The organism is Duganella sp. 1411, assembly GCF_017833525.1.
Classification (GTDB): domain Bacteria; phylum Pseudomonadota; class Gammaproteobacteria; order Burkholderiales; family Burkholderiaceae_D; genus Rugamonas.
Window position 1 is genome coordinate 370,563 of record NZ_JAFICD010000006.1, and the last position, 12,260, is coordinate 382,822.

The window sequence follows — 12,260 nt, forward strand, 5'->3', positions numbered from 1 at the left end:
GCAGTTAGCCTTGCACCAAAGCCTGGCTGGCGTTCCACAGCCGCGCGGCGACGGCGTCGTCGTGCGCCACCGGGTTGGGCGAGCGCAGCGGCCAGCCGCCGGCGCGCGAGGCCTTGTCCTTGTAGCGGGCCATCTGGCTGTAATAGGCGCCCGAGTGCTGCGCCACCTCGGGCGCCAGCAGCGCGTGCAGCGTCGTCTGCGCGCCCTCCCACGGCTCGATCATGCCGGCCAGGCGCATCACCGGAATCACCACCAGGCGCTGCAGCCACATCGGCAGCGGGACCGTCAACAGGTTGGTGTGCACGAAGCCGGGGTTGACGCTGGCGGTGGTCACGCCGGTGCCGGCCAGGCGGCGCCCCAGTTCGCGCGCGTGCAGCAGGTTGGCCAGCTTCGATTGCGCGTACGCCTCCCAGGAGTCGAATGGACGGCTGTGGTAGTTCAAGTCGTCGAAGTGGATCTCGCCCTTGCGGCCCATCGCGAATTCGTGGAAATAGCTCGACAGGTTGATCACGCGCGACGGCGCGCCGGCCTTCAGGGCCTCGGTCAGCAGGTTGGTCAGCAGGAAGTGCCCCAGATGGTTGACGCCGAACTGGGTTTCGAAGCCGTCCTTGGTGTGGCCGAACGGCGTTTTCATCACGCCGGCGTTGTTGACCAGGCCCTGCAGCTTGGGGTGATTGCGGTTGACCTCGGCGGCGAAGGCGCGCACCGACGCCAGGTCGGCCAGCTCGAGCGGGTAGACGAACAGCTGCGCCGATGCCGTCTCGCGGCGGATCTCGGCGGCCACGCGCTGGCCCTCCTTGACGCGTCGCACACCCATGACGACTGTGGCGCCTTGCCTGGCCAGTTGCTGGGTGGTGACCAGGCCGATGCCGGAATTGGCGCCGGTGACGACATAGGTTTTGCCGGTCAAGTCCTGGTTGAGCAGTTCCGAACGAACCATGAGTGGGGTAGGCATATCGCGCTCCGATGCAGGATAGAATAAATAAGGAACCAGTGGTCTTCAATATATAAGACCGCCGGTCTCTTGTCAAGCGATGTCGCAGCCGATACAGTGGCGCCATCCAGCAATTTTTATCGATGATCTTTATGACGACACCAGAACCCTTCCAACGCGCCCGCCGACCGGAACAGAAGGAAGAGCGCCGCCAGCATTTGCTGGACACGGCCAGGACGGCCCTGCACGGCGGCATGGAGGTAAGCGAACTGGGCCTGAACGAGCTGGCGCGCCAGGCGCAGATGACCAAGTCGAACGTGTACCGGTATTTCGAGAACCGCGAGGCGCTGCTGCTGGCCTTGCTGGAGGAGGAATCGGCGCAATGGAGCGTCGAGCTGGGCGCGCGCCTGGCCGCCGCCAAGCCGGTCACGCCGGAACAGATCGCGCGCGACTTCGCCGGCTCCAGCGCGGCCCGGCCGCTGATGTGCAGGCTGTTCAGCATCCTGCCGTCCATCATCGAGCGCAACGTCTCGCCGGAGCGGCTGACGCAATTCAAGCGCCATTCACTGGCCTTGATAGCGGGCGCGGCGGAGCAACTGCACCAGGCGGCGCCGGTGCTGCCGTTCACCGCCTATGTGGAATTCATGCGGCAGGCCATCGCGCTGATGATCGGCTTGTGGCCGCTCGCCAGTCCGGCCGAAGCGCTGGCCGGCGTGCTGGAGCTGCCGGACCTGCAACCGTTGCGCTATGACTTCGAAGCCGATTTCGGAACCGGCCTGCTGCTGCTGCTGCGCGGCCTGGAGACGCGGGCGGCGGGCTGACGTCGCCGGGACCGGCCCACCGCCAATTAATCGTGCATGTCGATCTCGGTGCGCTCTTTCTCGGTTTTCCCCAGCCAGCGCCGGTGCAGCATGCGCTCCAGCGGATGGCCGAGCAGGAAAAGCAGCATCACCAGTATCAAGCCGATGCCGGCCACGCGCCACGCGCCCATGCCGCAGACGATGCCGATGCAGGCCGTCATCCAGATCGAGGCGGCGGTGGTCAACCCTTTTATTTTTGCCGACCCATTATCGAGAACGATGACGCCGGCGCCGAGAAAGCCGATGCCGGTGATGACTCCCTGCACCGCCCGGCTCAGCGCCTCGCGGCTGTACTGGCCGTCGAACGGCGCGAATTCCATGCTGGCCATGGCGACCAGCGCCGCGCCCAGCGCGACCAGGCCGAGCGTCTTCATGCCGGTCGGCTTGCCGTGCAGGTTACGCTCGAGCCCGATGACGCAGCCGAACAACAGCGCGACGCCCAGACGGGCCGATATATCCCAATAATCCACCATCGTTCGACACCTGAAAAACCGGCCGCGGCCGAGCGAACCAGCATACCACCGCGATCGATGGCTTAGCAACCGCCGGCCATCGCGCGCTACTCCAGCAGCGCCGCGATGGCCAGCGGCGTGCCGCTGGTGACGACCTGCACGCCGTCGGCGAATACGGCGAAGCGATAAACGAAGACCCGAAAGCCGGTGACCGCGTCGCCGGGGAACGCCGGGCCGTCGACGGCGGCCAGCGCCACCGCGCCCCCGCCGCCACTGCGCGCCACCCGCACCTGCGCCGCCTCGCCCCTGGCGTAGGCGAACTGCACGCCGGCGCAGCTCTTACCGCCCGGCGCGCCGGTGTAGCGCAGGTAGGCGGCCATCTGCTCGCACGCGGCCAGCAGGTCGGCGACCGCGTAGACGCCATCGGCGCGCGTGACGATCGACACCCATGGCCCGTGCGAGAACTGGCCGGGCTTGCGGTTCAATTCCAACTCGGCGTTGTCGTCGTAGGCGGCCTTGGAGAACGGGAAGACGGCGCGTCCCAGCGCGTCGAGCGGCAAATCCAGGTGCGCGGTCTTGCTGTTGAGCGTCAGGCGCAGGCCGTCCATCGGGGCGCCGCCGTCGCGCGGGCGCAGGCGCAGGTGGTTCTGCAAAAACTGCTTCGGCTTGCCGTACTTTTCAAACCAGATCATCTGGCGGTAGGCGTCGCGATAGCTGATCCAGTCAGACGCCTGCTGCGACCACGCGCACGCCGGGGCGAAGGCCAGCAAGAGCAGGAGGAATCTGAGCATGGCGTGCTAGAACCGGTACGCCAGTCCGCTGGACCAGGTGATGAAATCGCGGCGGTCGACGATCGGGCTGTTGGCCGCCGGCGTGCCCAGGCGCGTGCCCACCACCGAGGTGTTGACCAGCCAGCGGCTGCTCAACTCCCAGTTCCAGTTGGCGCCAGCGTTCAGCGCCATGACGCCGCCGGCGGGCCGGTAGGCGCCGAACACCTCGTAGCGCTCGCGCATGACGGCGTCGCCGGCCCACGCCGCGCCGGCCGAAAACGACACCGTGTGGTGCGGCGCCAGCGACGCCAGCGTCTTTTGCAGGCCCACGCTGCCTTTCATGCCGCCGGCGCTGGTGTCGTAGACGAGGGTGGTGAGCAGCCGCACCTGATCGCCCAGATAGTAGTTATAGAATCCGCCCACGTCCCACGAGCCCTTGATCGGATGCGTGCCCGCCAGACGGCGGCCGTCGCCCGGATCGCGTTTGTTGCTGTCGAGCAGCAGCGGCCCGTATTCGACGCCCGGTGTGCGCGACAGGTGCATGCCGGCGACGCCGGTGGCCGAGACGAAAATACCATTGCTCCACTGGACCTGCAGCAGCGGCCGCAGCGCCGTGGAGCGGTCCTCGCCATCGGCCGGCGACGAGCGCTTGGCGACCGCCAACCCGACGTACATGTCGGAACTACCGTCGGGCATCATGCCGACGGCATGCTCCTCGGCCAGGGCCGGCAGCGCGGCCAGCCACAGTAACGCGAATATCGGGGACGGCTTGTGCATGTTTTCCTTAGAAGCCGAAGCGCACGCCCAGCGAGATCTTGTCCATCTTCGCCGTCAGCCCTTCGTATTTGATTTTAGTCGTATGTTCGAGTTCGAGCTGCAACGCCACGTCCCTGGTCACGAACCAGGCGGCGCCGACGCCCAGATACGCGCCGGTTTTGTGCACCCGCTCACCCGGTCCGGCCCCGGGGCCGCTGGCATCGAGCTTGAGCCGGCCCTGCGACACGCCGGCCTTGCCGTACAAGGACCAGTCCTGGCCCAGCTTCCAGTCGGCCCGCAGCGCCAGATAGCCCATGCTGGTGCGCAGGCGCAGCCGGCGGCCGGCATCGAGGTCGTAATCGGTCGATCCACCCGAACCGCTGTAGCCCGCCTCCAGCGCCCAACCTGGCGACAGCACATAGCCGGCGTACAGGCCGAGCGGCCGCTGCTTGCCCGAGGCGTCGTGCCGCTTGGTGGTGCCGCCTTCGGTGACGTCGACATGGCCATCGGTGCCGCCGGTGATATTGGCGCCGAGGTAGAAATCCTCCGCCTGCGCGAACGGCGCGAAGGCGATGGCGAAGACGGCGCTGACAAAGATTTTTTTCATGATGGTTTTCCGGGTTGAGGTAAGAGCCTCGAATCTTAGAACCCGCCACCGCAGAAATCCTCTCCGGACTGTATGTCAATTGTCGTCAATTTGTAGGGCGTATTTGTATAAAAAGTGTACGAATCTGTACCGGATTGTCTAAATCGCCACTTCGGCGCGGGCTGCCGCTACAATGCTGGTCAAAACGGAGGGCGAATGCAGCGAGTGATGCTGGTGGAGGACGATGCGCGGTTGGCCGCGCTGGTCGGGGAATACCTCGGCGAGTTCGACTACGCGGTCGACGTGGTCGGCCGCGGCGACCGCGCGCTCGAGCGTTTCAGCGCCACGCAGCCGGACCTGGTGATCCTCGACCTGACCCTGCCCGGCACCGACGGCATGGTGGTGTGCCGCCAGCTGCGCCAGTTGAGCGCCGTGCCGATCCTGATCCTGACCGCGCGCGAGGACATGTTCGACGAAGTGTCCTGCCTCGAACAAGGCGCCGACGACTACGTCAACAAACCGATCCAGCCGCGCGTGCTGCTGGCCCGCCTGCGCGCGCTGCAGCGGCGCGGCAGCGCGCCGGCCGGCGCCGACGTGGTGGTGGGCGCGCTGCGCATCGCGCGCGCCGACCGCGCGGTGTTCTGGCGCGGGCGCGAGGTGGCCATGAACAGCGCCGAATTCAAACTGTTCCTGATTTTGGCGGAGGCGGCCGGCAAGGTCCAGTCGCGCAACGACATCCTGATCAAGATGCGCGGCATCGAGTTCGACGGCCTCGATCGCAGCATCGACAACTGCGTCTCGCGCCTGCGCCGCAAGTTCGACGACGGCGCCTGCGAGCGCATCAAGACCGTCTGGGGCGAAGGCTACCTGTTCAGCCCCTCGGCCTGGGAATGAACCGCCTGTTCCTGCGCTTCGCGCTGCCGGTGCTGCTGGCCATCGGCCTGGCCACGGTGGTCATCTACCTCACCTTCGCGCGCCTGTTCGGCGACCCGGTCGACGAGATCGCGCGGCGCCAGGCCACCGGCCAGATCTTCCTGCTGGAGCAGTACATCGACAAGGCCGGCGCCGACGAGTGGCTGGTGCGGCTGAACAAGGTGCGCGAAGTCTCCGGCGTCACCTTCGAGCTGCTGCCGCTGCGCGCCGCGCTGGCCGCGCTGCCGGAATCGAAACGCGGCCAGCTGGCGCAAGGCGCGATCGTGATCGACGCCGGCGGCAAATCGTTTTACCGGCGCGTGGACCGCGACGGCGCGCGCTACGTCGGCAGCGACGACGACGTGATCCTGGCGCGCCATCTGCCGATCGATATCGGCCAGGCGCTGGGCATGGAGGCGATCCGCTTCGGCGTGATCGCCTTGTTCCTGCTGGTGCCGATCGGCTGGTGGTCGCGCCGCCACTGGCGCGAGCTGGAGGCGCTGTCGCGCGTCGCCGACGATTTCGGCCGCGGCGACCTGGCCGCGCGCGCCGCGCCGCGCCGGGGTTCGATCATCGCGCCGCTGGCGGGCCGCATCAACGACATGGCGGGCCGCATCGGCGCGTTGCTCGAGGCGCGCAAGAATCTGCTGCACTCGGTGTCGCACGAACTGCGCACGCCGATCGCGCGGCTCGAATTCGGACTGGAGCTGCTGCTGCACCGGCACGCGGGCGCCGATCCGGCGCTGCGACAGCGGGTGCGGGCGATGGCCACCGATGTCGATGAATTGAAGGCGCTGGTCGACGAACTGCTGGACCTGACCCAGCTCGATCAGGCGCGCTCCATGCCGACACGGCCGGTCGCGCTGGAGCCGCTGCTGCGCGCTTGCGCGCCCTCGGCGTCGGCGGCGCATCGTTACAGCGCCAGCATCGGCGCCGACCTTGGCGAGGTCGAAGGCGACCAGCGGCTGCTGGCGCGCGCCGTCAACAACCTGCTGGGCAACGCCGCCAAGTACGCGGCGTCGCGCATCGATTTGAGCGCCGCGCGCGACGGCGCGGGCGTGCGCGTCGTCATCGAGGACGATGGCCCCGGCATACCGGTGGACGCGCGCGCCAAGGTCTTCGATCCGTTCTTCCGGCTCGCGCGCGACGAGGACCACGCGGCCGGCGGCTACGGCCTCGGTCTGGCGATCGCGCTCAAGGCGGCGCGGCTGCACGGCGGCGACATCGCCATCGACGACTCGCCGCTGGGCGGCGCACGCTTCACGCTGACGCTGCCGATCTAGCGCGGTGACTTAAACCAAGCCTGCCGAGGGCGGCCTGGTTGCAGCAATGCTATACGTCTGGAAGCTGGATTAAGTTCAACAGACTGCTCCTCCCCAGGCTGTAGTTGATGCCTCCATTGTTTTGAATCAGACCACATCCATTTCATCCTAAAGAGGCTCGCGATTTCGACGAAAATATTCGATAGCCCAGCTGGGAGGCTTACGTGCTATCGATACGAGACCTTGAGGAAATTTCGGCAGCCCGTTTGTTAGACGGAAAAGTTCTATATGGCGCGCGACGTTTTGATGGCGCCTTCTACATCTCTGGTTACGCCATTGAGCTTGCGTTGAAAGCAAGAATTTGCAAAACCCTGCAATGGAACGGTTTTCCCGACACCAACAAAGAATTTGAACGTTTCAGTTCTTTCAGGGTCCATGATTTAGCGGTACTCTTAAAACTGACCGGCCTGGAGTCCATCGTCATGACACAGCATGTAGCGGAATGGTCCATCGTCGCCGCTTGGAAGCCGCAGGCACGCTACGCTCAAATTGGCACGGTCGGTGAACGTCAAGCGAATAGAATGCTGGAGGCAATCGAGATACTGGTGAGGGAACTATGAACACCTTCGTCAAAAAACTACAACGCATTGAACGACGGCTTTCGGTCGAGCGAGGTCCGTTTGAACTGTTTGCCGCGCTCCGGCCGGACAGCTCGTTGCGACTATGGGACCTACTCGTCACCGCGCGGTGGCTGGATGACTGGGGCCTGACGGAAATGCGGACCATCGCGTCACAACTGAATGCGGAATTCCCACTCCCGGAAATCTTAAAATTCTCACGCATCGCGATCATCGAACGCGACAATCCCGGCTTGCAGGCTATCCATTCGGCGGTCCAGGTTGAGCATGGCCTGCGGGAGTTTCGAAACGTCACGTTCTTTGACGTACGAATTTTGCACGCGTACATCATCACCTCGCGCCACACCAATGCCGCGCAGCACCCTTCGCAGCGCGCCGCCTGAACTATACATTCCTGTCTAGATAAAACAACACCGCCTTTCAGCCCTGAAAATTAAAGTATACATTTTTGTCTAGACAGACTAATCTACAAATACTTTAGCAAGCTGACAAGAGGCGACAATGTCCATTCCCAAACCCACGGCGGCCGAGCTCGACCTGCTGCAAGCGTTGTGGCCGCTCGGCTCGGCCACCGCCAAGCAGGTGCACGAGGCCATGCTGGCCGATAAACCGGAGCTGGCCTACGGCACCGTGCTGCGCCTGATGCAGATCATGCACAGCAAGGGCATCCTGATCCGCGACGAAAGCCAGCGCTCGCACGTCTACGCGCCGGCGCAGGCGCAGGACGCGCTGCAAACCAATCTGCTCAAGGACCTGGTGCAAAAGGCCTTCGCCGGCTCGGCCAAGGCGCTGGTGCTGGCGGCGCTGCGCAGCGGCATCTCCAAAAAGGAGCGCCAGGAGATCGAACAAATGCTGAAGGACGACGACCAATGAGCGCCTTCACCTTCGCGCTCGGCCTGACCTTGATGCACTTCCTGTGGCAAGGCTTGCTGATCGGATGCGCCACCGCGCTGGCGCTGGCGTTGATGCGCAACGCGCGCGCCGAATACCGCTACCTGCTGGCCTGCTCCGCGCTGATGGCCTGCCTGTGCTGGCCCGCGCTCGACCTGTACCAGCGCCTCGCCGGCGGCGGCGCGGCCGCGGGCGTCGACTTCAGGATGATCGAACTGGCCGCGCACACCATCGCCAGCGGCGAGCCGTTCGACCTGCGCAATTCGTTGCGCGGCATCGTCGGCCTGTGGGCGGTATGTGCGGCCGCGCTGGCGCTGCGCATGGTGCTCGGCCTGCTGTGGATCAACCGCGCCGCCGCCGAGGACGCGCCCCGCCACCGCGCCGACCGGCTGCGCTGGGAGGCCAGCCTGGCACGCCTGGCGCGGCGCGTCGGCGTCACCCGCACGGTGCGTCTGCGCATCGTCGACACCTTGGCCAGCCCGGTCACGGCCGGCTGGTGGCGGCCGGTGGTGCTGGTGCCGGCGTCGCTGGTGTCGGGCATGCCGCCCGACCTGCTGGGCGCGCTGCTGGCGCACGAGATGGCGCATATCAAGCATCATGATTATCTGGTCAACCTGCTGCAGAACGCGATCGAGACGGTGCTGTTCTACCACCCCGCTGTCTGGTGGATATCGAACCGCATCCGCGCCGAGCGTGAACTGATGGCGGACGATTTAGCAGCAAGGACACTGGGCGAACCGCGGCGTCTGGCCCTTGCACTTTCAGAACTGGAAAAACTCCAGTTCTCCACCCACCACCTGGCCCAAGCGGCCAACGGAGGAAATTTGATGGAACGTATTCAACGCTTGATGCGCCCCGCACCGCGGGCCCTGAACTGGAAGGCGGCGATTCCGATGCTGGGATTGGCGCTGGCCTGCATGACGGTCTACGCCGAGGCGGTCGCCGCCGACAAAGCGGCCGGCAAGACGGCCGGCGCGGTGGTCGATTTCAACAGCTGCGCCAAGCCCCTGTGGCCGGAAGGCGCCAGCGCCCGCAAAGAGGAAGGTACGGTGACGCTGTCCTTCACTGTCGGCACCGACGGCAAGGCAAAGAGCTCGCAGGTAGTCAAATCGAGCGGTTTCACCGACCTGGACGAAGCGGCCCGCACCGGCATCGAGAAGTGCACGTTCAAGGCCGCCACCCGGGCCGGCAAACCGTTCGAATCGAAAATGAAGATGCAGTACGTGTGGGTGTTGGAGTAAACCCGACGCCGCCCCCGGCGCGATGACGATCAGCCGGCGGGCGGCAGCCGCATCCACCCCAGGATGTCGGCAAAGATCTCTTCGCGATTGAGCTCGTTGAAGTTCTCGTGATAGTTGTGCGGATGGCGCCGGTACGTGAGCAACGCCGCCGGCACCGACTTGAGCATCGCCTCGGCCGCGTCGGCGTCGGCCAGCTTGTCGTCGCCGGCCACCACGGCGAACAAGGGATGCCGCCACGCCGGCATCCGCGCCGCCAACCCTTTTTGCGCCGCCGTCAGCGCGTTGCCGAAGCGGACCGTGATTTCCGTGGCGCGCACGCCGTCGCGCTCGTCGGCGTGGTGGCGCGCGGTGATGGCGCTGTCGTGCGTGAGCGAATCGATCAGCGACGCCAGCGGCACCTTCATGCGCGGCGCCAGCGCGCCCAGCACGCCGGCCAGCGCCAGCAGCACCGGCGACACCTTGATCGCGTTGACGTAGTACGGCGACGACAGGATGTAGCCCTGGATGCCGGCGTCGCCGGCGAAGGGGCCCAGCCCCAGATGGGTGGCGATGAGCGCGCCCATCGAGTGGCCCATGACGAAAACCGGCACGCCGGGATATTCGCGCTTGACCCACTGCAGGAACAGCACGCTGTCGTCGAGGAACACGTGGAAGCCGGGGATGTCGACCCGTCGCGCGTCCTGATGGCCGCACAGGTCGTAGGCCACGGTGGCGATGCCGTGCCGCCGGAAGAACAGCGCCGGCGTGACGTAGTCGCCGCCGTGCGCCATGCCGCCGTGGATGGCCAGCAGCACCGCGCGCGGCGCGGCCGGCGGGTCCGGCTCCCAGATATGCACGCGCCGCTCCGCCTGCCCGCAACGAAGCCCGGCCAGCCGCGTCTCGGCGAAGCGCATCAGGCGGTGATGCTAAGCGTGATGCCCATGTCGACCAGCAAGGTCAGATCGGCCAGGGTGAAGTCCAGGCTGGGCGTGGCCGCCCCGCGCTCGGTGGTGAAGGACACGCGCAGTTCGGCGGCCACGTCCGAGCGTTCGAAGTGGATGCCGCGCGCCGAGCATTCGGCCAGATAATGGCGGATCTGCTTGAGCAGTTCGTCCGGATTCTCGTCGGTGCCGATGGCCACGTAGAAGCCGGAATCGATGCGCACCCGGCCGTCAGGCTTGACGTCGCCCTTTTGCCAGTCGCTGTCCGGTTCGGTTGGCAAGCCGTCACGGACGTCCGCCAGGCCGTCGTCGTCGCCGTGCACCTTCAATGTTGCGATGTTCATGATCTGCCTTGTTTGTCCACGGCCTGTATGCCGTCTCAAAAGGTTACACCATAGAAATATCAAAGTCTAGCAAGATGGCCGATTCGGCAACGCATCGGCCACCGCTACTGCGCCAGATCAGGCAATGCCGTAGCGTTGGCGATACGCCGCCACCGCATCCTTGTGCTGGAGCAGTTGCGGATCGGCGCCCTTGCTGTTCAGATAAGTGAACAGGTCGTCCAGGTTGCCGATCGAAATCACCGGGATATTGTAGAGATTGGACACCTCTTGCACCGCCGAGTTCGGCGACAGCGTGCCGTCCGGGGCGCCGGAGCGCTCCATGCGGTCCAGCGCGATGAGCACGGCGCACGGTTCGGCGCCGGCCGCGCGTATCATGTCCACCGATTCGCGCACCGAGGTGCCGGCCGAGATCACGTCGTCGATGATCACCACCTTGCCCTGCAGCTTGGCGCCGACCAGGTTGCCGCCCTCGCCGTGCGCCTTGGCTTCCTTGCGGTTGAACGCGAACGAGGTGTTGCGGCCCTTGCCGGCCAGCGCCACGGCGGTGGCCGAGGCCAGGGTGATGCCCTTGTAAGCCGGGCCGAACAGCATGTCGAATTCGATGCCCGAGTCGAGCAGCGTCTGCGCGTAGAACTGCGCCAGCTGCGCCAGGGTGGCGCCATCGTGGAACAGGCCGGCGTTGAAGAAGTACGGCGACTGGCGCCCGGCCTTGGTGGTGAACTCGCCAAAGCGCAGCACCCCGGTGTGGACCGAAAACTCGATAAATTGCTGACGTAAATTGTTCATGCTGCCTCATTTCTTTAAAGTGGCCGTATTTTAACGCTACACTAGCGCATTCCGAAATTTCCGACTCATTTTTAAGCACTTTTTTAAGTCAATCCGCCATGCCAAAAATCATTTCCGCCAACCTGAACGGCATCCGTTCCGCGTCCTCCAAAGGCTTTTTCAAGTGGATGGCCACGCAGGACGCCGACTTCATCTGCGTGCAAGAGCTCAAGGCCCAGGCGCCGGACATGACGCCCGAGTTCCTCAACCCGGGCGGCTACCACGGCCACTTCCACTACGCCGAGAAAAAAGGCTATTCCGGCACCGGCGTCTACAGCAAGATCGAACCGGACCGCGTCGTCATCGGTTTCGGCGCGCCGGAGTTCGACGCCGAGGGCCGCTACGTGCGTTGTGATTTCGGCAATCTTAGCGTGATTTCGGTGTATTGCCCATCGGGATCTTCCGGCCCGGAGCGGCAGGAGGCCAAATTCCGCTTCATGGCGCTGTTCCTGCCGCACCTGCAACAGCTGCACGCCGAGGGGCGCGAAGTGGTCATCTGCGGCGACTGGAACATCGCGCACAAGGAAATCGACCTGAAGAATTGGAAGGGCAACAAGAAGAATTCGGGCTTCCTGCCGGAGGAGCGCGAATGGATGACGCGCGTGTTCGACGAGGTGGGGTTTGTCGACGTCCACCGCGGCCTCGATCCGCGCGAGGAGCAATACACGTGGTGGAGCAACCGCGGCCAGGCGTACGCGAAGAACGTCGGCTGGCGCATCGACTACCACGTGGCGACCCCGGGCATCGCCGCCAAGGCCACCACGGTGGCGATCTACAAGGAAGAGAAGTTCTCGGACCACGCGCCGTTGATCATCGACTACGCGCACGACTGAGCGGGGCTGACCTCGGAACCACGTAGGGCGGATTAG

16 protein-coding genes are annotated in these 12,260 nt (G+C 65.3%); 8 read left to right on the forward strand and 8 right to left on the reverse strand.

What is annotated here, in order from left to right; genetic code table 11:
* Positions 1-4: 4 nt before the first annotated feature.
* A complete protein-coding gene (locus tag JOD97_RS26605; protein WP_209725262.1) occupies positions 5-955 on the reverse strand; it encodes an SDR family NAD(P)-dependent oxidoreductase in 951 nt (316 codons plus the stop codon).
* A 131-nt stretch (positions 956-1,086) separates the two neighbouring features.
* Here JOD97_RS26605 and JOD97_RS26610 point away from each other — a divergent pair, with 131 nt between their 5' ends.
* Positions 1,087-1,755 (forward strand): TetR family transcriptional regulator, encoded by a 669-nt coding sequence (locus tag JOD97_RS26610; RefSeq protein WP_209725264.1) that lies wholly within the window; start codon positions 1,087-1,089, stop codon positions 1,753-1,755.
* Positions 1,756-1,781: 26 nt separating this feature from the next.
* Here JOD97_RS26610 and JOD97_RS26615 read toward each other — a convergent pair whose 3' ends face one another.
* From JOD97_RS26615 to JOD97_RS26630, 4 genes are all read right to left on the reverse strand, one after another.
* Entirely contained in the window at positions 1,782-2,267 is a 486-nt protein-coding gene (locus JOD97_RS26615; protein WP_209725266.1) for an MgtC/SapB family protein, read from the reverse strand.
* Between the two features lie 86 nt (positions 2,268-2,353).
* On the reverse strand, positions 2,354-3,037 hold the full coding sequence (locus JOD97_RS26620) for a hypothetical protein (RefSeq protein WP_209725268.1): 684 nt from the start codon (positions 3,035-3,037) through the stop codon (positions 2,354-2,356).
* Between the two features lie 6 nt (positions 3,038-3,043).
* Positions 3,044-3,793 carry a MipA/OmpV family protein gene (locus JOD97_RS26625; RefSeq protein WP_209725270.1) on the reverse strand — a complete coding sequence of 250 codons (750 nt, stop codon included), beginning with the start codon at positions 3,791-3,793 and terminating at the stop codon, positions 3,044-3,046.
* Positions 3,794-3,800: 7 nt separating this feature from the next.
* Positions 3,801-4,379 carry an outer membrane beta-barrel protein gene (locus JOD97_RS26630; protein WP_209725272.1) on the reverse strand — a complete coding sequence of 193 codons (579 nt, stop codon included), beginning with the start codon at positions 4,377-4,379 and terminating at the stop codon, positions 3,801-3,803.
* Between the two features lie 195 nt (positions 4,380-4,574).
* Between JOD97_RS26630 and JOD97_RS26635 the strand changes: the two genes are divergently transcribed.
* The 6 genes from JOD97_RS26635 (at position 4,575) to JOD97_RS26660 (ending at position 9,302) form a co-directional block, all read left to right on the forward strand.
* The gene (locus tag JOD97_RS26635) at positions 4,575-5,252 is read left to right on the forward strand and encodes a response regulator (protein WP_209725274.1); all 678 of its coding nucleotides are present in this window, start codon (positions 4,575-4,577) and stop codon (positions 5,250-5,252) included.
* A complete protein-coding gene (locus JOD97_RS26640; protein WP_209725276.1) occupies positions 5,249-6,553 on the forward strand; it encodes an ATP-binding protein in 1,305 nt (434 codons plus the stop codon). Before JOD97_RS26635 ends, JOD97_RS26640 begins: the two co-directional genes overlap by 4 nt.
* A gap of 203 nt (positions 6,554-6,756) precedes the next feature.
* Complete coding sequence (locus JOD97_RS26645; protein WP_209725278.1) at positions 6,757-7,152, forward strand: hypothetical protein; 396 nt, start codon at positions 6,757-6,759, stop codon at positions 7,150-7,152.
* Positions 7,149-7,553 (forward strand): hypothetical protein, encoded by a 405-nt coding sequence (locus JOD97_RS26650; protein WP_209725281.1) that lies wholly within the window; start codon positions 7,149-7,151, stop codon positions 7,551-7,553. The genes JOD97_RS26645 and JOD97_RS26650 overlap by 4 nt, the downstream gene beginning before the upstream one ends.
* A gap of 118 nt (positions 7,554-7,671) precedes the next feature.
* Positions 7,672-8,043, forward strand: coding sequence for a BlaI/MecI/CopY family transcriptional regulator (locus JOD97_RS26655; protein ID WP_209725283.1), 372 nt, complete (start codon positions 7,672-7,674; stop codon positions 8,041-8,043).
* Entirely contained in the window at positions 8,040-9,302 is a 1,263-nt protein-coding gene (locus JOD97_RS26660) for a M56 family metallopeptidase (RefSeq protein ID WP_209725285.1), read from the forward strand. The genes JOD97_RS26655 and JOD97_RS26660 overlap by 4 nt, the downstream gene beginning before the upstream one ends.
* Before the next feature lie 29 nt (positions 9,303-9,331).
* On the opposite strand, the gene JOD97_RS26665 is transcribed toward JOD97_RS26660, so the two are convergent.
* From JOD97_RS26665 to pyrE, 3 genes are all read right to left on the reverse strand, one after another.
* A complete protein-coding gene (locus JOD97_RS26665) occupies positions 9,332-10,138 on the reverse strand; it encodes an alpha/beta fold hydrolase (protein WP_373999947.1) in 807 nt (268 codons plus the stop codon).
* 56 nt (positions 10,139-10,194) lie between these two features.
* A complete protein-coding gene (locus tag JOD97_RS26670; protein WP_209725289.1) occupies positions 10,195-10,566 on the reverse strand; it encodes a hypothetical protein in 372 nt (123 codons plus the stop codon).
* Between the two features lie 117 nt (positions 10,567-10,683).
* The gene (gene pyrE, locus JOD97_RS26675; RefSeq protein WP_209725291.1) at positions 10,684-11,352 is read right to left on the reverse strand and encodes an orotate phosphoribosyltransferase; all 669 of its coding nucleotides are present in this window, start codon (positions 11,350-11,352) and stop codon (positions 10,684-10,686) included.
* A gap of 98 nt (positions 11,353-11,450) precedes the next feature.
* On the opposite strand from pyrE, the gene JOD97_RS26680 reads away from it, so the two are divergent.
* The gene (locus JOD97_RS26680; RefSeq protein WP_209725293.1) at positions 11,451-12,224 is read left to right on the forward strand and encodes an exodeoxyribonuclease III; all 774 of its coding nucleotides are present in this window, start codon (positions 11,451-11,453) and stop codon (positions 12,222-12,224) included.
* Positions 12,225-12,260: the final 36 nt, after the last annotated feature.